The organism is uncultured Massilia sp. (assembly GCF_913773735.1).
Lineage (GTDB): Bacteria > Pseudomonadota > Gammaproteobacteria > Burkholderiales > Burkholderiaceae_D > Telluria.
On record NZ_CAJYEB010000023.1, the window covers coordinates 591,049 to 613,171 of the forward strand.

Consider the following 22,123-nt stretch of genomic DNA (forward strand, 5'->3'; position numbering starts at 1 on the left):
CCGGGAAGCCGGCGTAAATTGGTATTGAAGGTGGTATGTTCCGCCCCGCGCGACCGGGGTCGCGCGGGGCGGCGGGGATATCAGCCGCGCTGCAGGGCGGCGATGCGGTCTTCCATCGACGGGTGGCTGGCGAACAGGGCCAGCACGCCGCCGCCGGCGATGCCCGCGGCGGCCAGGTTCTTCGGCAGGTCGCCCTGCGCGATGCCGCCCAGGCGCTGCAGCGCGGCGATCATCGGGCGCGGGGTGCCCATGATGGTGGCGGCGCCGCGGTCGGCGCGGAATTCGCGCTGGCGCGAGAACCAGGCCACGATGACGCTCGCCAGGATGCCGAACAGGATGTCGCAGACCACCGACGTCGCCATGTAGGCGATGCCCGGGCCGCTGCTCTGTTCCTCGTCCTTGCGCAGGAAGGCGTCGACCGCATAGGCGACCACGCGCGCCAGGAATATCACGAAGGTGTTGACCACGCCCTGGATCAGCGTCAGCGTGACCATGTCGCCGTTGGCGATGTGCGCGACCTCGTGGGCCAGCACGGCCTCGACCTCGTCGTGCGTCATCGATTCCAGCAGGCCGGTCGACACCGCGACCAGCGAGGCGTTCTTCGTGGCGCCGGTGGCGAAGGCGTTCGGCTCGCCCTGGTAGATGGCGACTTCCGGCATCGCGATGCCGGCCTTGCGCGCCTGGTTGGCCACGGTCGTCACCAGCCAGGCTTCGGTGGCGTTGGACGGTTGCTCGATGACGCGCGCGCCGGTCGACCACTTGGCGATGGGCTTGGACATCCACAGCGAAATGAAGGCGCCGCCGAAGCCCATCAGGGCGGCGAAGCCCAGCAGCAGGCCCAGGTTCAGGCCATTGGCCGTCAGGAATTTGTTGACGCCGAGCAGGCTCGCGGAAATGCCGAGCACCAGCATGATGGCGAGGTTGGTAGCGAGAAAAAGTACGATACGTTTCATGATGACGATCCGTCATGGGTTGGTCAGGGAGTGGCCGGAAAGACCACGTTGTCATGAGGGAAGTATAGGACGGGGCGTACATCCGTAAAAGCGAAGTATTTCGAATGTTTACTTCGAAAAAATAGGACCATCATCCGGCCGTGGTGGCGACCGCCAGGGCGCTGCGGACCGCGTCATGCCAGGATGCTAACGATCTGTTACTTTGATGCAACGATTGTTGAATTCGTCAATTTACTGATGTCCTGTAATGCAGGAATTGCTTACACTTGACGTACGTATTGACGAGGCGAGGACATCGCCGGATCGTCGAGCGCCTGCCAGCCATCTCAAGAAACCGATGGACGCCACGTCACCGCCGCCAGCGACCGCGCGACGGACGACGGACGTGCATGGCTGGTCCAGTACGGCCTCGCTCCAGCCCCGCGACAGCCCGCCGTTCCCATGCGGGGAACGGCACCCACGCACCATCGAAGAATAACCATTGCCGCGCAGGAGGCACGCATGAACATGTTGAAGAATCTGAAAATCGGTACCCAGCTGACACTGGGTTTTGGCATCGTGACCGGACTGATGCTGTTGATGGCGACGGTGTCCATCCTCGGCCTGTCCTCGATCCGGGAAGCCTTCCGCGAGCAGCACGACGCCAACGAGCTGCGCCTGAAGCCCCTGTACGTGGCGCGCGAGGCGCTCGCGCAGACGGGGCTGGCGGCGCGCAACGCCTACATCTTCACCGACGAGGCGCGTGCGCGCCAGGAACTGGACATCGTCGACCAGCAGAAGGCGATCTACCTGGCGGCGCTGCAGAAAATGACCCCGGCGTTCGCCGGCGATCCCCAGTTCGAGAAGGTCAGGAGCGGCCTGCTGGCCATGGCCACGGCCCTCGAGCGGCCGCGCAAGCACCGCGACGCCGGCGAGATGGAAGCGTTCGGCAAGTTCCTCGTCGAAGAGTGCAGCCCGCTGCGCCACCAGATCGTGGCCGACATCGCGCTGGTCGTGGCCGCGGCGGAACGGCAGGCGGCGCTGGCGGAAATGCAGTCGCAGCAGGCCGAGGCGGGCGCCCGCCGCTGGACCATCGCGCTGGCCGTCGCCGCGCTCGTGCTCAGCGTGCTCGTGGCCGGGGCCATCAGGCGCCTGCTGCTGCGCCAGCTGGGCGGCGAACCCGTGTACACCGCCGAGATCGCGAACCGCATCGCCCAGGGCGACCTGGCCGCGACCGTGGCCGTGCGCGAGGACGACCGTACCAGCCTGCTGTTCTCGGTGAAGACGATGCGCGACAGCCTCGCCGCCATCGTCGGCCAGGTCCGTCACGGCACCGACGCGATCGCCCATGCGTCGGCCGATATCGCGAGCGGCAGCAGCGACCTGTCGTCCCGTACCGCCACCCAGGCGTCGTCGCTGGAACGCATCGCCTCGGCGATGGAAGAACTGACGACGACGGTGCAGCAAAACGCCGGCAACGCCCAGCAGGCCAATGCGCTGGCGCAATCGGCATCGTCCGTGTCGGAGCAGGGCGGGGCGGTCATGACCGACGTGACGCAGACGATGGCGGAGATCAACGCGTCGTCGAAGAAGATCGTGGACATCATCGCGGTCATCGACGGCATCGCGTTCCAGACCAATATCCTGGCCCTGAACGCCGCGGTGGAGGCGGCGCGTGCCGGCGAGCAGGGCCGCGGTTTCGCGGTCGTCGCCAGCGAGGTGCGCAACCTGGCGCAGCGGTCCGCCGCCGCCGCCAAGGAAATCAAGCTGCTGATCGAGGATTCGGTCGGCAAGGTCGGCATGGGCACGGAACTGGTGAACAAGGCCGGGACGACGATGCATACCCTGGTCGACAGCGTCCGGCGCGTGACGGCGATCATGGAGGAGATCAGCGTCGCCAGCGCCGAACAGAGCCAGGGCCTGGGCGAAGTCAGCAATGCGATCGGCGACATGGACGGCATGACCCAGCAGAACACCGCGCTCGTCGAGGAAGCCTCGGCCGCGGCGCAGGAATTGCTGGAACAGGCGTCCGGCCTGACCAAGCTGGTCGGGCACTTCAAGCTCGACGGCGCGGCCGGCGTGGCGGGCCATCCGCCCGCGGCCGTCGGCCGCGCGCACGCGCGCGGCGCGTATCCGGCGGCGCGCCTGGCCCGCAACTGAGGCAGGCGCGCCGGCCTGCGCGCTTCACAGGTGCCGCACCTCGCGCGGCGCCGCCTCCCAGGCGTCGTTGCGGCCATCGAGACAGGCCACCGGCACGCCCGCCAGTTCCGCGTCCGTCGCGTCGTCCAGGCACGCGACGCTGACCGCCACGTACTCGCCCCAGCGCGGCGAGGTCCCCGTCCCGAACGTGCGGATCCCGCAGGTGGCGCAGAACAGGTGCGCCTCGGTGCGCGTAGCGCAGCGGTAGGTCGACAGCGCCTGCGCGCCGGCCACCAGTCGAAAATCCGCGCGCGCCACGATCGCGCTCCAGTTGCGCTGCTTGGCGCACAGCGTGCAGTTGCAGCGGATCGTGCCCAGGGCCAGGTCGACGGTGGCCTCGAAGCGCACCGCGCCGCAGTGGCAGCTGCCGTGGCGCAGGCGCGCCGCCATCAGCGCGCCGCCTGCACCAGCGGCAACTCGACGTAGCTGCTGTGGTAGATGCGCTGCGTGGCCTTCCTGTAGTCGCCCGGCCGGGCGAAGAAGATGTTGGGGACGAAGGTCTGCGGGTTGCGGTCGTACAGCGGGAACCAGCTCGACTGCACCTGCACCATGATGCGGTGGCCCGGCAGGAACACGTGGTTGGCGGTCGGCAGGCCGAAGCGGTAGGCCAGCGCCTTGTTCGGCGCCAGCGGCCGGGCAACCTCGTAGCCCTCGCGGTAGCGGCCGCGGAAGATGTCGCCCGACACCATCAGTTGGTAGCCGCCCATCTGCGGCTGGCTGCCCACCTGGTCCGGATACACGTCGATCAGCTTCACCACCCAGTCGGCGTCGGTGCCGCTGGTCGAGGCGACCAGGTTAGCGACCGGTTCGCCGGCGACCTGCACCGGGGCCGTGAGCACGTCGGAGACGAAGGTGGCGACGTCGGTGCGGCCGGAGGCGTCGCGCTGGTCGTCCACCAGCCAGCGCGGCCACGACTGGCCCTTGGCCTCGTCGTAGCCGTAAGGCGGGATCGGGCGCTGGCGGAACGGCACCGGCTTGGCCGGGTCGGACACGTATTCCTCGTAGGTCTTCGCGTCGGGCGCGCCGTCCAGCACCGCCCTGGCGCCGGCCGCCAGGCGCAGCGCCACGGGACGGATCGCGCGGCCGTCGCTTGCCGCGGGCCAGGACGCCAGGCTGCGCCACTTGTTGGTGCCGGTCTCGAACGCGGTCACCGTCGGGATCGCCGGCGTCGCGTCGTTGCCCTTCAGGTAGCGGTCGAGGAAGGGCTTCAGGACTTCCTGGCGCCAGTGCAGCGACGTGTCGGCGCCGAAGCGCAGCGCGCCCAGGCGGCTGCCGTCCTCGATGGCGCCGCCGTGCGACCACGGGCCGATCGACAGGAACACCTTGCCGTCCGTGTCGTTCGGCTTCACCGCCTTCCACACGGCGATGGGGCCGTAGATGTCCTCGGCGTCCCACAGGCTGTGCACCAGCAGCGTGGGCACGGCGACGGGGCGCCTGGCCAGGATCCTGTCCATCGCCTGGTCGCGCCAGAACGCGTCGTAGGCCGGGTGCGCGACGACCTTGTTCCAGAAGCCGCTCTGTTCCAGGCCGCGCTGGCGCGCCAGCGCGCCGGCCGAGCCGGCGCCCAGGTACATGTCGTAGTCGTCGTAGTGCGACACGTACCACTTGGCGGAATTGCCGCGCGTGACCACCTGCTCGAGGATGTAGGACAGGTTGATCTGGCGGAAGGCGCCGTGGTGGAACCAGTCGTCGCCCATCCAGCCGTCGACCATCGGGTTCATCGGCACGGCCGCCTTCAGCGCCGGGTGCGGATTCACCAGCGCCATCAGCGGCAGGAAGCCGTCGTAGGAAATGCCGATGATGCCGACGCGGCCATTGGTCTCGGGGACGTTCTTGACCAGCCAGTCGATGGTGTCCCAGGTGTCGGTCGCGTGGTCGACCGGGGTCGGGTTCAGCGGGCCGGACAGCGGGCGGTTCATCACGTAGTCGCCTTCCGAACCGTACTTGCCGCGCACGTCCTGCACCACGCGGATATAGCCGCCGTCGACCACGACGTCGGCCGCGTTGTCGTAGCCGGTGAGGATGGTTTCCAGGTCCGAGCTTTCGGCGTGGCCGGTCAGGCTGGCGGCGTCGTAGGGCGTGCGCGTCAGCAGGATCGGCGCCTGGCGCGCGCCCTTGGGCACGATGATCACCGTGTTCAGGCGCGTGCCGTCGCGCATCGGGATCATCACGCTGCGCTTGACGTAGTTGAAGCCGGCCGTCGGCGCCTGGAATTCGGCCGGGGTCTCGGAGGGCAGGGCGGGGTATTGCGGGGCGGTCTGGGCGTGGGCAAGGCCCGGGAAGGACAGGGCGGACAGGGCGAGCAGGGCGGTCGTGGACAGGCGCATGGGCATTCTTGGCGTTGGCATTGGCGTTGGCGGCGGCGCCGTCGTCCGGCGCCGCGTTACCTTAGCACAAGAACAAGGGCGACCGCAGCCTCACCGGCCGGCCATGGTCCGGTCGATCCATTCCGCATAAAATCCGACGCGCGCGGCAGCGAAGCGTTGTCCGCACACCCCCATGCGGAACGTGTCGTCCTGCAGTTGCTGGACGACCTGCCTGACTTCGCCGGCGGTGCCGTCCAGGCCGTGCGTGATGCCGGCCAGGTAGGTGCGCCCGCCCACGTCGATGGTGACCGGGCCGCCGCTGTCGCCGCCGGCGGTGGCGCCACCGAGGTCCGGGGCGCCGGCGCCGCAATCGAACACGTAGCGCAGCCAGGGGCCATCGGTCTGGACCAGGCGATTCTGCGCGCGCCGCAGCTGGGTACGATGGGGCGCGCTGTCCGCGGCGCCGGCGAGGTCGGTGCCGGTCGCGCCGGCGCCGTACACCGTGCCCAGCATGCCGTCGCTGGCATACGCGCGATCGATGGGCATGGGCGCCACGTCGCTGGCCGGCTCGGCGAGCTCCAGGAGGGCAATGTCGTGCATGGCGGCCATCGCGGCCAGGTACTGGCGCACGAAGTCGTCGGGATCGGCGGTCTTGACCTGGCCGAACATCTTGCGCCAGGCGTCCTGCGCGGCGGGGTAGTCGGGATAGACGACGATGCGGCTGACCGCGCGCCGCTTTCCGTTCAGGACCACGAAACGTTCTTCCGGCATCTGCCGCATCATGTCGACCGCATGCGCAGCGGTGACCACCCAGCGTGGCGCGATCAGGGTGCCGTGGCCTTCGCCGGGCAGGTCGGCCAGCGCCGGAACGGCGTGCGCATCGACGCGGTAGCGCGCGTCGGGGCGATCGTGGCGTATCACGATCGCGTGGGCGCTCGCCGCGAGCAACAACAGTGGCAAGGCGATACGGAACAATGGCTTCATGTGATGCGTTTCCTCATGATCGTTGCTGGACAGGCCGGGCGGCGCCGGCGTACGGCTGGCGGCGGGCCCGCCATCGCGGCAGCGGGGTCATTCCGACGACCGCCGGCTGCCCTTGCGGTCCACCAGCATCAGGCCGGCATTGCCCGCGGTGCCCACGTGCACGGCGGCCGAGCCGGGGCCGGTGACGTGGATGTCGGCCGTGCCGGCGTCGAGCGCGCGCGCCAGCAGGCTGCCGGAGCCGGACAGGCGCGCGTCCACGCGCTCGACGCGGCCGTCCAGGCGCACGTCGCCCGGGCCGTCCATGCGCAGCACCAGGCTGCGCGCCGCCAGCGTGGCGTTCAGGCCGCCGCTGCCGTGCAGTTCCGCGTCCAGCGATTCCGAGACGCGCGCCAGCGCGATGGCGCCCGGGCCGCTGCCGCGCAGCACGGCCTTGCGCACGTTCAGGTCGTCGGCCGCGATGTCGCCGGAGCCGGTGGTGCGCGCCTCCAGGCTGCCGACCGCCCCACCCAGTTTCGCGTTGCCCGGGCCGGTCAGGCGCAGGCGCGCCGACTCGGCCTGCAGGCCGCGCACTTCCAGGTCGCCGGAGCCGTTGACTTCGGCGTCGAAGGCGCGCAGGCGGCCGGCGATGCAGGCATTGCCCGGCCCGTTCTGGACGCTGCGCGCTTCCTCGACCTGCAGGCCGCAGCCGTCGAAATCGCCCGAGCCGGACGCTTCCAGGCGCAGCGCGCCGCCGCTGCCGGACAGCTGGACGCCGCCGGGGCCGCTGATGCGGGCGTCGATGCGCGTGGCGCGCACGCCGCGCGCTTCCAGGTCGCCCGAGCCGCTGAGCTGGATCGCCAGCGTGCCCGTGACCTCGGCCAGCGCGACGTCGCCCGGCCCGCTCTGCACCAGGTCGACGTCGCCGGCGCGGAAGGACTGCAGGTCGACGCCGCCGCTGCCGCTGCTGCGCAGCGTGAGGCGGCGCGCGCTGCCGTCGGCGCGCAGGTCGCCGGGGCCGGCGTTGACGATCGAAAAGTCGTCCGCATCCGCCTGGCGCAGGTCGACGTCGCCGCTGCCGCTCATCCTGAGGCGCTTCAGGCCGGCCGCGCCGATGTCGATGGCGACGGTCTCGCGCCGCTTGCCGAAGTGAAAGCCGAAGACGAAGCCGCTGCGGCTGCGCGGACGCACCACGAGCGTGTCGCCGCGCACGACGGTCTCGACCTCGTCGATGTCCTTGCGCTCGCCGGTGACGGCCAGGCCGGTGGGAGACTGGGCGCGGATCACCACGTCGTAGGGGCCGGACAGCTCGATGGCGCTGAAGGCGCCGATCGGGCGGCGCTCGGTGATGGCGTGGGCGGACGGCGCTTGCGGCGCCGCGGCGTTGCCGACCTGGACGGCGACGAGGCCGCAGGCGATGGCGGCGGCGATGGCGGTGTGCTGGATGGCGTTCTTCATTGTTCTTGTCCTGGACGAAAGGTGTATCGACAAGCCCGCTGCGCGGCGCGCCGGTGGTCGCGGCGGCTTGTCGAGGCACCCTCATGTTCCGGCAGGGACTGCCGATGATGCAAGACTACGGCAGTGGGCGCGTTGCCGCCGGCGTAATCCGACGGACGCGCGAAATGGCGGGGCCAACGGTCGTAAAAGACGGCTGAGCCGTGCGTGGCCCCGGGATATGTATCTGGAACGCAACGCGATGGCGCCGCCACGCGCGCGCCGCGCACGGCTGGCCTCGTCCATTGGCCGTAATGCCGGGCCGGTGTCATAATTGGCCGCTCGATCAAGGGGGAAGAACGTGATTCGCTACATGGGCACGCGCAAGAATGCGGAAGGTGCCTCCGTCTATGTATTCATCGTCAACGGGCTGGAAAAGGAAGTGCGCGAGCATTCGCTCAAGCAACATCCTGGCTGCTATGACGCCTTGCCGGCTTCGGTCAAGGCCAAGATCGCCGCCAACCGTGCATGGTTGTCCAAGGCCTGACGCGCCTGGCCGCGCTGGCGGCCATCCTCGGCGCCGCCGGCGCCGCGCCCGCGCACGCCCAGGCCCAGGACAAGCCGCCGTCCACCTTCGGCGACGTGGTCGGCAACGCGCTGCTGTGCCGCGACCACGTGGAGAACGCCTACTTTTATGCGTGGATGACGCGGTTCTTCGGTCCCGCCTACAAGCACGACGGCGGCGCCTTCTGGTTCCGTACCAACGACGCCTCGCTGTGGGGCGTGCCGGTCAGCGAGGTCATGGTCAGCGACGATACCAGCGAGCTGGTGTTCGTGGCGGCGGTGGCCGAGGTGCCGCCGGACGAGCTCGAACAGGCCGTGCGCAAGGCGGCCGGCATCCGCCATCTCGCCGCCGACGCATCGCCCTATCCTTTGCGGATAGCGAACGGCGGCAGCAAGATCGCTTACTACAATACCAAAAGCAAAATATACTGCGCGAAGTTCAAATCGTTGCCGCCGCGCCAGTAATGGCGCGGCAGGACTTATGTACACGAATTACTTCCACCTGAAACAGGCGCCGTTTTCCATCGCGCCCGATCCGCGCTACCTGTTCATGAGCGAGCGCCATCGGGAGGCGTTGGCGCACCTGCTGTACGGGATCGGCAGCGGCGGCGGCTTCGTGCTGCTCACCGGCGAGATCGGCGCCGGCAAGACCACCGTGTGCCGCTGCTTCATCGAGCAGGTCCCGGAGAATTGCCGGCTGGCCTACATCTTCAATCCGCGCCTGACGGTCGAGGAACTGCTGCTGACGATCTGCGACGAGTTCCGCATCGCCTTGCCGCCGGCCGCCGCCGGCACCCCGGGCGTGAAGGGCGTGAAGGAGTATATCGACGCCATCAACGCCCACCTGCTCGCCAGCCATGCGCGCGGCGACAACAACGTGCTCGTCATCGACGAGGCGCAGAACCTCTCGCCCCAGGTGCTGGAACAGCTGCGCCTGCTGACCAACCTGGAAACCAGCGAGCGCAAGCTGCTGCAGATCATCCTGATCGGCCAGCCCGAGCTGCGCGCGATGCTGGCGCAGCCGGAACTGGAGCAGCTGGCCCAGCGCGTGATCGCGCGCTACCACCTGGGGCCGCTGTCGGTGGCCGAGACCGGCGCCTACGTCGCGCACCGGCTGGCGGTGGCGGGCGTGCAGGCCGGCACGCCGATCCCGGCGGGGCTGGCGCCCCTGGTCCACCGCCTCACCGGCGGCGTGCCGCGCCGCGTCAACCTGCTGTGCGACCGCGCGCTGCTCGGCGCCTACGTCGAGAACAGCCGCGAGGTGACGCCGAAGATCCTGCGCCGCGCCGCGCAGGAAGTGTTCGCCGGCGAGGCCCGGGCGCCGCGCAAGCCGCCGCGCTGGCCGCTGGTGGCGGGCGGCGTGCTGGCCGGGGCCGCGCTCAGCGCCGCCGCCTGGCAGGCGGTGCCGCGCCGCGCCGAACCCGCGCCGGCCGCGGCCGTGCACGCGCCGGCCGCGGCCGGGGCGGTGGCCGCCGCCGCCCCGGCCAAGCCGCTGGCGCTGGCGACCGAGGAAGAGGCGCTGCGCGAACTGGGCGCACTGTGGGGCCGCAAGCTGCCGGCCGGCGACCCGTGCGCCGGCGCCCCGCGCCAGGAACTGCGCTGCTACCAGGGGCGCGGCGGCCTGTACGAGCTGCGCCAGCTGGACCGCCCCGCCATCGTCGCCCTGCACGATGGCCAGCGCGTCGGCTATGCCGTGCTGGCCGGCATGGACGAGCAGGGCGCCACGCTGTCGATCAACGGCCAGCGCCAGAAGGTCAGCCTGGGCGCGCTGGCCACCCGCTTCGACGGCGGCTTCACCACCCTGTGGCGGGCGCCGCGCGCCTTCCGCGACGAAGTCCATCCGGGCGACAGCGGGGCCGACGTCGACTGGATCGCCGCGCGCCTGGCCGCGCTCGACAAGCGCGACGCCCCACGCGCCGGCCAGCCGTTCGACGCGCCCACCCGGCGCCTGCTGCGCGCGTTCCAGGAACAGCAGAACCTGAAGGCGGACGGCGTGGCCGGACCGCGCACCTGGATGCGCCTGAACCAGCTGGGCGGCGTCGACGAACCGCGCCTGCTGGCGGCGGCCAAGTAAAGACCACACCATGTCCTATATCCTCGAAGCCCTCAAGAAGGCCCAGGCCGAACGCCAGCTCGGCGACACCCCGACCATCCACGCGCCGCAGCCGGCCCAGGCCGCGCGCGCGCCGGCCGCCGGCGGACACAAGCCGTTGCTGCTGGGACTGGGCGCCGGCGCGCTGGTGGTCGTGGCCGGCGCGCTGCTGCTGTGGCGCCAGGCGCCTGCGCCGGCATCGGCAACGGCATCGGCGGCACGCGCGGTGCCGGCCGCGGTGCCGGCGCCGTCCGCCGCCCGCACGCTGGAGGTGAGCGCGCCGCCGCCACCGCCGCATCCGGCCGCCATCCCCGCCGCTCCCGCCGCGCACCCGGCCGGTACGCCGCCGTCCCCGCCTGCGCGCGTGGCCGCCGCGCCTGCGCCCGCATCCGCGCCCGCGTCCGTGCCCGCACCCGTGCCCGCACCCGCGTCCGGCCCCGTCGCTGCGCCGCAGCCGCGCGCGCCGGCGCCCGAGGACAGCCTGCCGTTGCTGCAGCAGCTGCCCGAGCCGCTGCGCAGCGAGGTGCCGCGCCTGGCCTTCGGCGGCTACATGTATTCGGCCAATCCGGCCGACCGCCTGCTGCTGGTCGACAAGACGCTGCGCCACGAGGGCGAGGAAGTCGCGCCGGGCCTGGTGCTGGAAAAGCTGCTGCCGCACGCAGCCGTCATGAACTACCGGGGAACGCGCTACCGTGTCGCCTACTGATACCGTCGACGGCAAGCGGGTCGCCGCCGTCTCGACCCGCGCCGGCCTGCAGGAGGCCGCGGGCGGCCGGGTGCTGGGCATCGTCGGCTGGTCCGGCAGCGGCAAGACCACGCTGCTGGAACAGCTGGTCGCGCGGCTGGCCGCGGCCGGCCTGCGCGTGAACGTGGTCAAGCACAGCCACCACGACGTCCAGCTCGAACCGCCGCACAAGGACAGCGCGCGCATGCGCAGCGCCGGCGCGGCCGAGGTGATGATCGCCTCGCCCTATCGCGTCGCCATCGTGCGCGAGCTGCGCGGGGCCGCCGAGCCGTCGCTGGCCGAGCACCTGCGCCGGCTGGCGCCGGCCGACCTGACGCTCGTGGAAGGCTACAAGTGGGAGCCGCTGCCCAAGCTCGAAGTGTTCCGGCCCGGCGTCGGCAAGCCGCCGATCTGGCCGGACGACCCGCACGTCGTCGCCGTCGCCTCGGACGTGCCGGCGCCGGCGGGCCTGGCGCCGCACCTCGCCTGGCTCGACCTGGGCGACGTGGACGGCGTGCTCGGCTGGTTAAGCAAGGAACTCGGCCTGGTGCCCTAAAGTTCTTTGCGGCAATGTCGTAAACCTGGGATAGCCCGCACCGGGCCGACCCTACAGGAGATCACATGGACGCCCTCGGCATCGCCAAACTCGCCACCAGCATCGCCGATACCGGCCTGCGCCAGGAAGTCGGAATGACCATGCTCAAGAAGTCGCAGGACATCCAGGCCGCGGCCGCCACCCAGCTGCTGGATGCCGCCCAGGCCGCCGCGCCGGCGCAGAACCTGCCGGCGCACCTGGGCAAGCACGTCAATACCACCGCCTGAATCGCCGCCCGGCCGCGGCCTGGTTCACGACCGGGCCAAGTCCGTGTCAACGCAACAGCGCGCCGTGCGTTATCACCGGACGTACCCGGCGCGCACGGATAGGCCGCATACATCGCTGCCCGCTCTTGCCCCAACCATATCGTGGCGTACGGCCTTGCCGGCCGGCGCCACGCACAAAGGCCATCCCCGCCGGCGTACGCTTTCCTTTTACCCCGCTTTTTTCCTGCCACGCCGGCGCCGCATTCGCTAGAATCGCCGGGGCGCGCACCATCCGCGCGCCGCTTTTCATGGAGTTCCAAGCAATGAATAAACGTCAAGCCATGGTCGCCGCCGCACTCGCGAGCGCGTGCGCCGTCAATGCCTCGGCCAATGGCCAGATGGGCGCCGCCGGCGCCGACCAGGAAAAATGCTACGGCGTGGCCAAGGCCGGCCAGAACGATTGCGGCACCGCCACCCACGGCTGCGCCGGCCAGGCGGCCGTCGACAACGATGTCCAGGAGTGGAAGTTCGTCGCCACGGGCACTTGCACCAAGCTGGGCGGCAAGCTGGCGCCGCCGGCGGACAAGCAGGACAAGCAGGACAAGCAGGAACGCTGAGCCCGTGGCCGCGCCGCGCGGCGTGGGCATCGGCCTGCGCGTGCCGCACTACCGCGCCTTCCTGGAACGGCGGCCGGCGGTCGGCTGGATCGAGGTCCATACCGAGAACTACCTGGCCCGCTCCGGCCGCGACCGGCACGTGCTGGAAACGCTGCGGCGCGACTATCCCGTCAGCCTGCACGGCGTTGGCCTGGGCCTGGGATCGGCCGCCGGATTTTCCGAGGCCCACCTGGCGCGCGTGGCCGGACTGGTGCGCGCCGTCGCGCCGGCGCTGGTGTCCGAACACCTGAGCTGGGGCGCGCTGGGCGACCGCCAGCTCAACGACCTGCTGCCGCTGCAGCTCGACGAGGCCGCGCTCGACCTCGTCGCCGCCCGCGTGGCGCGCGTGCAGGACGTGCTGCGCCGGCGCATCCTTGTCGAGAACGTCTCCACCTGCCTGCGCTTTCGCGGCGACGCCATGAGCGAGGCGCAATTCCTGGCCGAGCTCGTGCGCCGTACCGGCTGCGGCGTACTGCTCGACGTCAACAACCTGTACGTGAACCAGCGCAACCACGGCGAGGATGCCCTGCGCGCCCTCGACGTGCTGGCCGCACTGGCGCCCGGCAGCGTCGGCGAGATCCACCTGGGCGGCCACCTGGACACGGGCGCGCTGCTGGTCGACCACCACGGCGACCGCGTGGCGGCCCCGGTCTGGGACCTGTACCGCGCGGCGCTGGCGCGCTTCGGCGACGTGCCGGCCCTGGTCGAGTGGGATACCGACCTGCCGGCGCTGGACGTGCTGCTGCAGGAGGCGGCGACGGCGCGGCGGATCGCGCAGGAGGCGGGCGCCGCCGTCGCTTGCCTGCCGGCGCCGGCGGCCCGGTCGTCCTCCATGGCGTCCTGCATGGCGTCCTGCATGCCGTCCGCGCCGCCGGCGCCGGCCTCCATGACCCCGGCCGCGCTGCAGCAAGCCTTCGGCGCCGCGCTGTTCGACGCCGGGTGCGACGCCGCGCTGGCGCCCGGCCTGAAGGGCGATCCGGCGCACCTGGGCATCTACCGCGGCAACCTGGCGGCCAACTGGGAGCGCGCGCTGTCGTCCGCCTATCCGGCGCTGCGCCGGCTGGTCGGCGACGACGGCTTCGCGGTGCTGGCACGGCGGTACGGCCGCGCGCATCCGTCGCGCGACCCGGACCTGAACCGCTTCGGCGCCATGCTGCCGGACTTCCTCGACGGCTTCGCCCCGGCCGCCGACTATCCCTACCTGCCCGACGTCGCCCGTCTCGAATGGCTGGTGCACGAGGCGCACTACGCGCCGGACGGTCCGGCCGCCGGCACCAGCGGCGCCGCCGCCGCCCTGGCCGCGCTGGACCCGCAGGCATTCGAGGCGTGCCGCGCGCTGCTGCACCCGACGCTGCGTCTGCACGCGTCGCCGTGGGCGACCGTCGACCTGTGGCGCGCGCAGCAGCCGGACGGCCCGGCGCCGCCGGATACGCCGCTCGGCGCCACACGCGCGCTGGTGCTGCGGCGCCACTGGACGGTGGAGGTGGCGGCGATCGGCGCGGCCGAACACGCGGCGCTGGCCTGCCTGGCCGCCGGCGGGACGTTCGGGATGGCGCTCGACGCGGCGTTCGCGCTGGACGAGGAGGTCGACGTCGCGGCCTGCCTGGCCAACTGGCTGGCGCGCGACGTCATGACCGGCATCGCGCCGGCGCGGGCGGAACGCTGATTGCCCGTGACGGGGAGGGCGTGGGAGGGCGTGGAAAGCAGGGCGGCGAGGACGCCGCAGGCGCGGGCACGCCTGCGGCAGCGGCGCCGCGCGCAGGCGGCGCCGGGACGGTCAGTGATAGAAGGCGCGCAGGATGCGGGCTTCGCCGGAATCGTCGTGGTGCAACTCGTTCGCGGCGCGCGTGGCTTCCATCATGCGGTTCAGTTGCTCTTCCTCGAAGCGGGCCAGTTCCTCGTTGGCCGCGTTCAGGGCGGTCGCCAGCTTGGCGCGGGCAGCCTGGTACACGACGCCCGTGTAGTGATCCGTGTTCTTGAGCAGTTCTTCCGCGTTTTCGATGACGAGACGCAGGTCGCCGATCAGTCGCTGCTGCGTCAGGGAGCTTGGGTCATGGGTTTCCATCTTCCTCACCTTTGGCCGAATGTTACGTCTTCAATATAGAGAAGGAGGACTGCCCAAGTTTGTCAGCGCGCAAACGCCAAACTTACCGCCGGGTACGGCTAATCCGGCGCACCCGCGGGGCGCATCGCATGCGACTAGCGCACGTCGATGCGAACGTCGCCCAGCGTGACGACCTGGCCGGCGCGGATCTTGGCGGTCTTGCGCAGTTCCTTCTTGCCGTCGACCGACACCGCGCCGCTGGCGACCACGTGCTTGCCGGCGCCGCCGCTGTCCACCACGCCCACCAGCTTGAGCAGCTGGTTGAGCTCGATGAACTCGGATGTCAGTTCAAATGTTGTCTTTTGCATATTGTATCCCTGGTTCGTGATGGACGTCGTACTGTTGGGTCCGTGTTGGGTTGGCGCCGGAAAACGCGCAGGCGGGAAGCCGGTCCGGCGCTGGCGACGCACCGGATCCGGGTTCCCGCCTGCGCGGCGCCGATGTCGTGCGCGTCAGTCCTGTTCGGGGCGCGTCATCTCGATCGGCACGATCCACTGGTCGAACTGCTGCTCGTTCACGAAGCCCGACTGCAGCGCCGACTGGCGTAGCGTCAGGCCTTCGTGCTGGGCCGTCTTGGCGATTTGCGCGGCGCGATCATACCCGATATGCGGGGCCAGCGCGGTCACCAGCATCAGCGACTGCTCCATCAGCTCGCCGATGCGCTTGCGGTTCGGCGCGATGCCGCGCGCGCAATGTTCCTCGAACGAACGCATGCCGTCGGCCAGCAGGCGCGCGCTCTGCAGGAAATTGTGGGCGATCATCGGCTTGAACACGTTCAGCTCGAAATTGCCCTGCGAGCCGCCCACGGTGATGGCGACGTCGTTGCCGAACACCTGGCAGCACAGCATCGTCAGCGCCTCGCACTGGGTCGGATTGACCTTGCCCGGCATGATCGAGCTGCCCGGCTCGTTCTCGGGGATGGTGATCTCGCCCAGGCCGGAGCGCGGGCCGGACGCCATCCAGCGCACGTCGTTGGCGATCTTCATCAGCGCGGTGGCCAGCGTCTTGAAGGCGCCGTGCGCCTGCACCATGGCGTCGTGGCCGGCCAGCGCCATGAACTTGTTCGGCGCCGACTTGAACTGCAGGCCGGTGCGCGAGGAAATCTCGGCGGCGATGCGGTTGGCGAACTCCGGATGCGCGTTCAGGCCGGTGCCCACGGCGGTGCCGCCGGCGGCCAGCAGCAGCAGGCCGGGCAGGGAGGACTTGAGCGCCTGCTCGGCGAATTCCAGCTGGGCGACGTAGCCGGAGAATTCCTGGCCCAGCGTCAGCGGCGTGGCGTCCTGCAGGTGGGTGCGGCCGATCTTGACGATGTCGGCGAACTCGCGCGACTTGATCTCCAGCGTGCCGCGCAGCCGCGCCAGCGCCGGCAGCACGTCCTTGGCGAGGGCGGTGGCGGCGGCCACGTGCATCGCGGTCGGGAACATGTCGTTCGACGACTGCCCCATGTTGACGTGGTCGTTCGGGTGCAGCAGGCGCGCCTCGCCGCGCTCGCCGCCCAGCAGTTCGGACGCGCGGTTGGCCAGCACCTCGTTCATGTTCATGTTGCTCTGGGTGCCGGAGCCGGTCTGCCAGACCGACAGGGGGAACTCGCCCGGATGGCGGCCTTCCAGCACCTCGTCGGCGGCCTTGACGATCGCGTCGGCCTTGTCCTGCGGCAGCTTGTGCAGCGAGCGGTTGACGGCGGCGGCGGCGCGCTTGACCTGGGCCAGCGCGGCCACCAGTTCCGGCGCCATCTTCTCGCTCGAGATGTGGAAGTGGTGCAGCGAGCGCTGCGTCTGCGCGCCCCACAACTGTCCGGACGGCACCTCGATCGGGCCGAAGCTGTCTTTTTCGATCCTGTTTTCCATGAACGTTTCCTGTTTCCTGTGATGAGGGAAGGGATGGGCGCTAAAGAGTGTACCGCAAGCGCCGTTAATGACGCAGAAGCCTCCACTTTACGACCTCCATGGCCCGCCGCACCCGCCGATTCGCCCGCCTCCTGACCAGCCTCGCCGCCGCCGGCGCCTGCCTGGCGTCCGTCCACGCCCCCGCTTGCGGCGCCGAACTGGGCGACGCCAGGGTGGCGTCCCACATCGGCCAGCTGCTCGTCGCGGACATCGAACTGACGATGGTCGACGACCCGTCCACGCCGGTGCAGGTGCGCCTGGCCAGTCCCGAGGTCTACAACGGCGCCGGCATCGCGATGCCGAAAGTGCTGTCGATGATGAACCTGTCGGTGGTCAAGCGCGACGGCCGCCAGCACGTGCACGTCGCCACGCTGCTGCCGGTGAACGCGGACCACCTGCACTTGTACCTGGAACTGGTCGACAAGGGCCAGCGCGTGGTGCGCCTGGCCACGCTGTGGCTGACGCCCGATCCGAATCCGGCGCCGCCGGTGGTGCCGCCAGCCCCGGTCCCGGTCCCGGCCCCCGCGCCGGCGCCGGTCGCGGCTGCGGCTGCGCCGCCGCTGCCCGTGCCGGTCCCCGCGGCGAAGCCGCCGGCACCGGTGCCGGCACGCGCGCCGGCCGCCGTGGCCGTGGCGCCGGCGCCGAAGCTGCCCCGTCCGGCCCCGAAGCTGCTGCCCGCGCTGGCGCACGCCGTGTCGCCTCCCGCCGCCTGCGTGAAGTCGGCCGAGGAGGCGAAGGCCTGCACGGCGCTGGGCGAGAAGAACGCCGAGCTGCGCGCGCGCATCGGCACGCTGGAAGAGCGGGTGAAGGGCTTGCAGGCGAAGCTGGGCGCGCCGGCCGCGCACGGCGAGGCGGCGCCGAAGGAAACCGCGGCCGGTAGCGGGGAGCACAAGGGCGAGGCGCACAAGGATGCCGCGCACAAGGATGCGACGCACAACGACGGGGCGCACGCCGGCCCGGCCGCGCCATCCGCGCACGACCAGGCCGCAGGCAGGCCGGACCCCGAGGCGGCGCAAACGGCGGACGCCAAGCCCGATGCCGCGCCGCCCAAGTCCGAGGACAAACCCGAGGACAAACCCGAGGACAAGCCGCAAGCCGCGCCCGCGGCCCCGAAGCCGATCTCCTCGATCAAGCCGCTGGTGCCGCGCAAGCCGAAGGAAAAACCGCCCGAGCCGGACGCCGGCCTGCCCTGGGGCTGGATCGGCGGCGCCGGCGCACTGCTGGCGCTCGGCGGCGGCGCGGCGGCATGGCGCGCGCGGCGGCGCAAGGTCGGCAACGTCGATATCCCCGCGGCGTCGAGCGCGTTCGACCGGCTGAAGGAGCGCTTCGCGTCCCGCAACCGGGCGCCGGCGCAGAGTGCCGTGCCCGAGCGCGAGGCCGAGCCGACCCTGGAATAAGCCGATGGAAAAGTTATCTATACAATTCCACGTTTTTGCGTTATGCTCATTCCCATGTGAACTTTTTGTTCACGGAAACGGATCAGGATCCGGCGCAGCCACCATCGATAGCGTGGCGCGGGAACCGGATGATCGCTGAGGAAGCGCCTGTCCCCGGAAGCGGTCCGCCTGCCGACAGCGTGCAGGAGGACGCCGGATGCAACCGGCAAGAGGCGATGCCAGGAGATACCTGGCACTCGCTCTCCCCGATTCGGGCGCGACGGCATGGCCGTCGCGCCACCCCGCCAACCCGCGCAGGCATCGCCGCGCGGGTTTTTTTTCATCCGGACGCTTCCCGATCCGGCCAGTCCGACAGCCAACAAAAAGCCCCTGGCACCGGCATGTGCCGGTCGGCAGGGGCTGATGGCGCCGGCGCGGCCGGCAGTGCAGTGAAATCAGTGGGCAGGGCTCAGGGCGCGGTCCAGCTGGCCCATCCACGGTTCGGTGACGTCGCGCACGGCGCGGTCGTTGGCCATGATCTGCTTGAGCAGGTCGATCTTGCGCTTGCGCTGGGCGCCTTCCAGGGGCGGCACGCCGTTGCGGGCGGCGGCGGCGTGGATCGCGCACTGCGTTTCCAGGCGGGCCACGGTTTCCATGTCGCCCTCGACGGCGGCATTCGCCATCCGGCCGCTCAGTGCGGCGATGTTTTCGTACATGGCGAGGACTTCGTTGGACGTCATGGCTGTTTCCAGTATCTCGAGCGCCGGCCGGATTGCCGGTTGTCAGTCTTTAACGGTCGGGTTGTGGGGAACTTTAGGGTTTTTCTCATTATTTTTTGATTTTTTTTCGCCGATGCATTTTCGTCAAGTTTCCCCCGGTCCGGCGCACGATTGGATTGCACTTGCAATAATTGACGAGCGGCCGGTGTAAAGCTTGGCAAGCCCGGTACGGCATTACTACAATGGACCGCTACCATCACGACCGAAGGAAGATGCATGACTACCAGCTGGACGCCCATCAAGACCGCCATCGTCCTGGCCCTGTGCGGGGCCGCGCTCGCGGGCACACCCGCCTCCGCGGCCGCGCCGGCCGCGCCGCGGCCGGATGCCAGGGCCGCGGCGCAGCCCGACGCGCAGGCCGCGCTGCGGCCGGGCGACGATTTCTTCGCCTGGGCCAACGGCGACTGGCTGGCGCAGACCGAGATCCCGGCCGACCGCAGCAGCTGGGGCGCGATGGCGAACCTGGCGGAACAGACCAACCAGCGCATCGTCAAGCTGATCGAGGACACCGCCGCCGACAAGGGCGCCGGCGCCGAGGCGCGCAAAGTGAGCGATTACTTCGGCGCCTACATGAACGAGGCGGCCATCGAGGCCAGGGGCACGGCGCCGCTCGCGCCGGTGCTGGCGCAGATCGACGCCATCCAGACCCGCACCGACCTGGCGCGCGCGCTGGGCGCATCGATCCGGGCGGACGTCGACCCGCTGAACAATACCGACTTCGCCACCGAGAACCTGTTCGGCCTGTGGGTCGCGCAGGGCCTGCACGAGCCGGACAAGAACCGTCCCTACCTGCTGCAGGGCGGCCTGGGCATGCCCGACCGCGCCTACTACCTCGACGCCGGCGAGCGCATGGCCGGCCTGCGCACCCAGTACCAGCAGCACATCGCCGCCATGCTCAAGCTGGCGGGCCGGGCCGATGCCGAGGCGCGCGCCGCCAAGGTGTTCGCGCTCGAGGTCGACATCGCCACCGCGCACGCCAGCCGCGCCGATTCGGCCGACGTGCGCAAGGCCGACAATGCCTGGACGCGCAAGGATTTCGCCAGCAAGGCGCCGGGCCTGGACTGGAACGCTTTCTTCAAGGCGGCGCGCCTGTCCGACCAGAACAAGTTCATCGTCTGGCATCCGGCGGCGGTGACGGGCGAGGCGGCGCTCGTGGACAAGATCGACGTGGCCGTCTGGAAGGACTGGCTGGCCTTCCACCGCATCAACCAGATGGCCGGCGTGCTGCCGAAGGCCTTCGCCGACCAGGCGTTCGCGTTCTACGGCAAGGCGCTGAGCGGCACGCCGCAGCAGTCGGTGCGCTGGAAGCGCGCGCTGGGCGCGACCAATGCGGCGATGGACGAGGCGGTCGGCAAGCTGTACGTGGCGAAGTATTTCCCGGCCGACAACAAGAAGCAGTTGCAGCAGATGGTGGCGAACATCGTCGCCGCCTTCGGCAAGCGCATCGACAAGCTGGACTGGATGGCGCCGGCCACGCGCGCCCAGGCCCGGCAAAAACTCAAGACCCTGTACGTCGGCGTCGGCTACCCGGACAAGTGGAAATCCTATGGCGGCCTGAAGGTGGTCGCCGACGACGCCTTCGGCAACGCCATGCGCGCCGAGGCCTTCCGCTACGGCCAGCAGATCGCCGCGCTGCACCGCAAGCCGGACCGCGGCGCCTGGGCGATGCCGCCGCAACTGGTGAACGCCGTCAACCTGCCGCTGCAGAACGCGCTGAACTTCCCGGCCGCGATCCTGCAGCCGCCGTTCTACGACCCGAAGGCGCCGGACGCCGCCAACTACGGCGCGATCGGCGCCATCATCGGCCACGAGATCAGCCACAGCTTCGACGACCAGGGCGCCCAGTTCGACGCCCAGGGCCGCCTGCGCGACTGGTGGACCAGGGAAGACCTGGCGCACTTCCAGGCCGCGTCGCAAAAGCTGGTCGCGCAGTTCAACGGCTACAAGCCGTTCCCGGACCTGGCCGTCAACGGCCAGCTGACGCTGTCGGAAAACCTGGCCGACCTGGCCGGCCTGGCCGCCGCCTACGATGCCTACAAGGCCGCCGACGCCGGCGCCGGGGAAGAGGGCGACCGCCAGTTCTTCGCCGGCTTTGCCCACAGCTGGCGCAACAAGGCGCGCGAGGCGGCCGAGCGGCGCGGCATCCTGACCGACGGCCACGCGCCGCCGCAGTACCGCGCCGCCACCGTGCGCAACCTGGATGCCTGGTACCAGGCCTTCGACGTGCAGCCGGGCCAGAAGCTGTACCTGGCGCCGGAGGAGCGCGTGCGCGTCTGGTGATTTCCCCGTCGTAAGCTGCGCCGGCGGCACGGACGCCGGGCCTAGAATGGGTCCGACATCCACTTGACCGCCGCGCACATGGACGAGGACTTCCACGACATCGCCCGGCGCACGCTGCACCACTACGACCGCTGCGCGCGCCGCTTCTTCTTCGGCACCATCGACCACGACGTCAGCCAGAACATCGGCGCGCTGCTGGACGCGATCGAGGCGCCGTTCCCGTTCACGATCCTCGACCTCGGTTGCGGCCCGGGGCGCGACCTGCGCACCTTCGCCGAACTCGGCCACCACGCGATCGGGCTGGACGGCAGCGCGCGCTTCGTCGCGATGGCGCGCGACTACAGCCTCTGCGACGTCTGGCACCAGAACTTCCTCGACCTGCGCCTGCCGGCCTCGACCTTCGACGGCATCTATGCCAACGCCTCGCTGTTCCACGTGCCGCGCACCTGCCTGCCCAAGGTGCTGGGCGAGCTGCACGCGGCGCTGAAGCCGGGCGGCGTGCTGTTCAGTTCGAATCCGCGCGGGAACAACGAAGAAGGCTGGAACGGACCGCGCTACGGCAGCTTCCACGACTATCCCGCCTGGGAGCGCCACCTGGTCGGCGCCGGCTTCATGCCGCTGCACCATTACTACCGTCCGGACGGCCTGCCGCGCGAGGAACAGCCCTGGCTGGCCAGCGTCTGGCGCAAGCCTGTCCACAAGGAAATGTGACGGCTTTGTTAATTCGCGTACAGAATGATGATGGTCATCCGCTTATTCTGTGATCACGCGGCTTCGAAAGGAAGCAGCACTTCACTGACGAAAGGAGTTCACCATGAACAAGGACCAAGTCAAGGGCAAGGCCAAAGATATCGGCGGCAAGATCCAGGAAGAAGCAGGCAAGCTGGTCGGCAGCAGCGAGCAGCAGGCCAAGGGCCTGTCGAAGCAGGTCGAGGGCAAGACCCAGGAAAAGGTCGGTGATCTGAAGGACGCCGTCAACAAGGGCAACCGCTGATCCGGTTCGCACCACGCAGCGGCCGCCTCCGGGCGG

General features: G+C 70.3%; 22 protein-coding genes. 13 read left to right on the forward strand and 9 right to left on the reverse strand.

The window, feature by feature from the left end; translation table 11 throughout:
• Positions 1–80: 80 nt before the first annotated feature.
• A complete protein-coding gene (gene htpX / locus QZ749_RS12280; protein WP_296947074.1) occupies positions 81–953 on the reverse strand; it encodes a protease HtpX in 873 nt (290 codons plus the stop codon).
• A gap of 501 nt (positions 954–1,454) precedes the next feature.
• Here htpX and QZ749_RS12285 point away from each other — a divergent pair.
• A complete protein-coding gene (locus QZ749_RS12285; protein ID WP_296947076.1) occupies positions 1,455–3,092 on the forward strand; it encodes a methyl-accepting chemotaxis protein in 1,638 nt (545 codons plus the stop codon).
• Between the two features lie 24 nt (positions 3,093–3,116).
• Here QZ749_RS12285 and QZ749_RS12290 read toward each other — a convergent pair whose 3' ends face one another.
• From QZ749_RS12290 to QZ749_RS12305, 4 genes are all read right to left on the reverse strand, one after another.
• Positions 3,117–3,521, reverse strand: a complete 405-nt coding sequence (locus QZ749_RS12290; RefSeq protein ID WP_296947079.1) for a GFA family protein — start codon at positions 3,519–3,521, stop codon at positions 3,117–3,119.
• The gene (locus tag QZ749_RS12295) at positions 3,521–5,458 is read right to left on the reverse strand and encodes a CocE/NonD family hydrolase (protein WP_296947081.1); all 1,938 of its coding nucleotides are present in this window, start codon (positions 5,456–5,458) and stop codon (positions 3,521–3,523) included. Before QZ749_RS12295 ends, QZ749_RS12290 begins: the two co-directional genes overlap by 1 nt.
• A 90-nt stretch (positions 5,459–5,548) precedes the next feature.
• A complete protein-coding gene (locus QZ749_RS12300) occupies positions 5,549–6,421 on the reverse strand; it encodes a trypsin-like serine protease (protein ID WP_296947083.1) in 873 nt (290 codons plus the stop codon).
• Positions 6,422–6,508: 87 nt separating this feature from the next.
• Positions 6,509–7,855 carry a GIN domain-containing protein gene (locus tag QZ749_RS12305; protein WP_296947086.1) on the reverse strand — a complete coding sequence of 449 codons (1,347 nt, stop codon included), beginning with the start codon at positions 7,853–7,855 and terminating at the stop codon, positions 6,509–6,511.
• A gap of 337 nt (positions 7,856–8,192) precedes the next feature.
• Here QZ749_RS12305 and QZ749_RS12310 point away from each other — a divergent pair, with 337 nt between their 5' ends.
• From QZ749_RS12310 to QZ749_RS12345, 8 genes are all read left to right on the forward strand, one after another.
• Complete coding sequence (locus QZ749_RS12310) at positions 8,193–8,378, forward strand: hypothetical protein (protein ID WP_296947088.1); 186 nt, start codon at positions 8,193–8,195, stop codon at positions 8,376–8,378.
• Entirely contained in the window at positions 8,360–8,860 is a 501-nt protein-coding gene (locus QZ749_RS12315; RefSeq protein WP_296947089.1) for a hypothetical protein, read from the forward strand. Before QZ749_RS12310 ends, QZ749_RS12315 begins: the two co-directional genes overlap by 19 nt.
• Positions 8,861–8,876: 16 nt before the next feature.
• Positions 8,877–10,469, forward strand: coding sequence for an ExeA family protein (locus QZ749_RS12320; protein WP_296947092.1), 1,593 nt, complete (start codon positions 8,877–8,879; stop codon positions 10,467–10,469).
• Between the two features lie 10 nt (positions 10,470–10,479).
• Complete coding sequence (locus tag QZ749_RS12325) at positions 10,480–11,193, forward strand: general secretion pathway protein GspB (protein ID WP_296947095.1); 714 nt, start codon at positions 10,480–10,482, stop codon at positions 11,191–11,193.
• Between the two features lie 46 nt (positions 11,194–11,239).
• Entirely contained in the window at positions 11,240–11,767 is a 528-nt protein-coding gene (gene mobB / locus QZ749_RS12330; protein ID WP_373896819.1) for a molybdopterin-guanine dinucleotide biosynthesis protein B, read from the forward strand.
• A 65-nt stretch (positions 11,768–11,832) separates the two neighbouring features.
• Positions 11,833–12,033: a YjfB family protein gene (locus QZ749_RS12335; protein ID WP_296947098.1), complete on the forward strand. Its 201-nt coding sequence runs from the start codon at positions 11,833–11,835 to the stop codon at positions 12,031–12,033.
• A 302-nt stretch (positions 12,034–12,335) separates the two neighbouring features.
• The gene (locus tag QZ749_RS12340) at positions 12,336–12,629 is read left to right on the forward strand and encodes a DUF2282 domain-containing protein (RefSeq protein ID WP_296947100.1); all 294 of its coding nucleotides are present in this window, start codon (positions 12,336–12,338) and stop codon (positions 12,627–12,629) included.
• Between the two features lie 4 nt (positions 12,630–12,633).
• On the forward strand, positions 12,634–14,334 hold the full coding sequence (locus QZ749_RS12345) for a DUF692 family multinuclear iron-containing protein (RefSeq protein WP_296947103.1): 1,701 nt from the start codon (positions 12,634–12,636) through the stop codon (positions 14,332–14,334).
• Between the two features lie 111 nt (positions 14,335–14,445).
• On the opposite strand, the gene QZ749_RS12350 is transcribed toward QZ749_RS12345, so the two are convergent.
• The 3 genes from QZ749_RS12350 to fumC form a co-directional block, all read right to left on the reverse strand.
• A complete protein-coding gene (locus QZ749_RS12350; protein ID WP_296947106.1) occupies positions 14,446–14,733 on the reverse strand; it encodes a DUF883 domain-containing protein in 288 nt (95 codons plus the stop codon).
• A 134-nt stretch (positions 14,734–14,867) separates the two neighbouring features.
• Positions 14,868–15,080, reverse strand: coding sequence for an RNA-binding S4 domain-containing protein (locus tag QZ749_RS12355; protein WP_296947107.1), 213 nt, complete (start codon positions 15,078–15,080; stop codon positions 14,868–14,870).
• A 144-nt stretch (positions 15,081–15,224) separates the two neighbouring features.
• Complete coding sequence (gene fumC, locus QZ749_RS12360) at positions 15,225–16,619, reverse strand: class II fumarate hydratase (protein WP_296947108.1); 1,395 nt, start codon at positions 16,617–16,619, stop codon at positions 15,225–15,227.
• 98 nt (positions 16,620–16,717) lie between these two features.
• Between fumC and QZ749_RS12365 the strand changes: the two genes are divergently transcribed.
• On the forward strand, positions 16,718–18,055 hold the full coding sequence (locus tag QZ749_RS12365; protein WP_296947109.1) for a hypothetical protein: 1,338 nt from the start codon (positions 16,718–16,720) through the stop codon (positions 18,053–18,055).
• A 434-nt stretch (positions 18,056–18,489) separates the two neighbouring features.
• Here QZ749_RS12365 and QZ749_RS12370 read toward each other — a convergent pair whose 3' ends face one another.
• A complete protein-coding gene (locus tag QZ749_RS12370; protein ID WP_296947111.1) occupies positions 18,490–18,774 on the reverse strand; it encodes a flagellar protein FliT in 285 nt (94 codons plus the stop codon).
• A 255-nt stretch (positions 18,775–19,029) separates the two neighbouring features.
• Here QZ749_RS12370 and QZ749_RS12375 point away from each other — a divergent pair, with 255 nt between their 5' ends.
• From QZ749_RS12375 to QZ749_RS12385, 3 genes are all read left to right on the forward strand, one after another.
• On the forward strand, positions 19,030–21,093 hold the full coding sequence (locus tag QZ749_RS12375; protein ID WP_296947114.1) for a M13 family metallopeptidase: 2,064 nt from the start codon (positions 19,030–19,032) through the stop codon (positions 21,091–21,093).
• 78 nt (positions 21,094–21,171) lie between these two features.
• Positions 21,172–21,804, forward strand: coding sequence for a bifunctional 2-polyprenyl-6-hydroxyphenol methylase/3-demethylubiquinol 3-O-methyltransferase UbiG (locus tag QZ749_RS12380; protein WP_296947181.1), 633 nt, complete (start codon positions 21,172–21,174; stop codon positions 21,802–21,804).
• A gap of 103 nt (positions 21,805–21,907) precedes the next feature.
• A complete protein-coding gene (locus QZ749_RS12385) occupies positions 21,908–22,087 on the forward strand; it encodes a CsbD family protein (protein WP_296947117.1) in 180 nt (59 codons plus the stop codon).
• The last annotated feature ends 36 nt before the right edge of the window (positions 22,088–22,123 follow it).

Bases quoted from the DNA above. Each gene is read 5' to 3' on its own strand.
- htpX (WP_296947074.1), bottom strand. From the start codon at position 953: ATGAAACGTATCGTACTTTTTCTCGCTACCAACCTCGCCATCATGCTG.
- QZ749_RS12285 (WP_296947076.1), top strand. From the start codon at position 1,455: ATGAACATGTTGAAGAATCTGAAAATCGGTACCCAGCTGACACTGGGT.
- QZ749_RS12290 (WP_296947079.1), bottom strand. From the start codon at position 3,521: ATGGCGGCGCGCCTGCGCCACGGCAGCTGCCACTGCGGCGCGGTGCGC.
- QZ749_RS12295 (WP_296947081.1), bottom strand. From the start codon at position 5,458: ATGCGCCTGTCCACGACCGCCCTGCTCGCCCTGTCCGCCCTGTCCTTC.
- QZ749_RS12300 (WP_296947083.1), bottom strand. From the start codon at position 6,421: ATGAAGCCATTGTTCCGTATCGCCTTGCCACTGTTGTTGCTCGCGGCG.
- QZ749_RS12305 (WP_296947086.1), bottom strand. From the start codon at position 7,855: ATGAAGAACGCCATCCAGCACACCGCCATCGCCGCCGCCATCGCCTGC.
- QZ749_RS12315 (WP_296947089.1), top strand. From the start codon at position 8,360: ATGGTTGTCCAAGGCCTGACGCGCCTGGCCGCGCTGGCGGCCATCCTC.
- QZ749_RS12320 (WP_296947092.1), top strand. From the start codon at position 8,877: ATGTACACGAATTACTTCCACCTGAAACAGGCGCCGTTTTCCATCGCG.
- QZ749_RS12325 (WP_296947095.1), top strand. From the start codon at position 10,480: ATGTCCTATATCCTCGAAGCCCTCAAGAAGGCCCAGGCCGAACGCCAG.
- QZ749_RS12335 (WP_296947098.1), top strand. From the start codon at position 11,833: ATGGACGCCCTCGGCATCGCCAAACTCGCCACCAGCATCGCCGATACC.
- QZ749_RS12340 (WP_296947100.1), top strand. From the start codon at position 12,336: ATGAATAAACGTCAAGCCATGGTCGCCGCCGCACTCGCGAGCGCGTGC.
- QZ749_RS12350 (WP_296947106.1), bottom strand. From the start codon at position 14,733: ATGGAAACCCATGACCCAAGCTCCCTGACGCAGCAGCGACTGATCGGC.
- QZ749_RS12355 (WP_296947107.1), bottom strand. From the start codon at position 15,080: ATGCAAAAGACAACATTTGAACTGACATCCGAGTTCATCGAGCTCAAC.
- fumC (WP_296947108.1), bottom strand. From the start codon at position 16,619: ATGGAAAACAGGATCGAAAAAGACAGCTTCGGCCCGATCGAGGTGCCG.
- QZ749_RS12365 (WP_296947109.1), top strand. From the start codon at position 16,718: ATGGCCCGCCGCACCCGCCGATTCGCCCGCCTCCTGACCAGCCTCGCC.
- QZ749_RS12370 (WP_296947111.1), bottom strand. From the start codon at position 18,774: ATGACGTCCAACGAAGTCCTCGCCATGTACGAAAACATCGCCGCACTG.
- QZ749_RS12375 (WP_296947114.1), top strand. From the start codon at position 19,030: ATGACTACCAGCTGGACGCCCATCAAGACCGCCATCGTCCTGGCCCTG.
- QZ749_RS12380 (WP_296947181.1), top strand. From the start codon at position 21,172: ATGGACGAGGACTTCCACGACATCGCCCGGCGCACGCTGCACCACTAC.
- QZ749_RS12385 (WP_296947117.1), top strand. From the start codon at position 21,908: ATGAACAAGGACCAAGTCAAGGGCAAGGCCAAAGATATCGGCGGCAAG.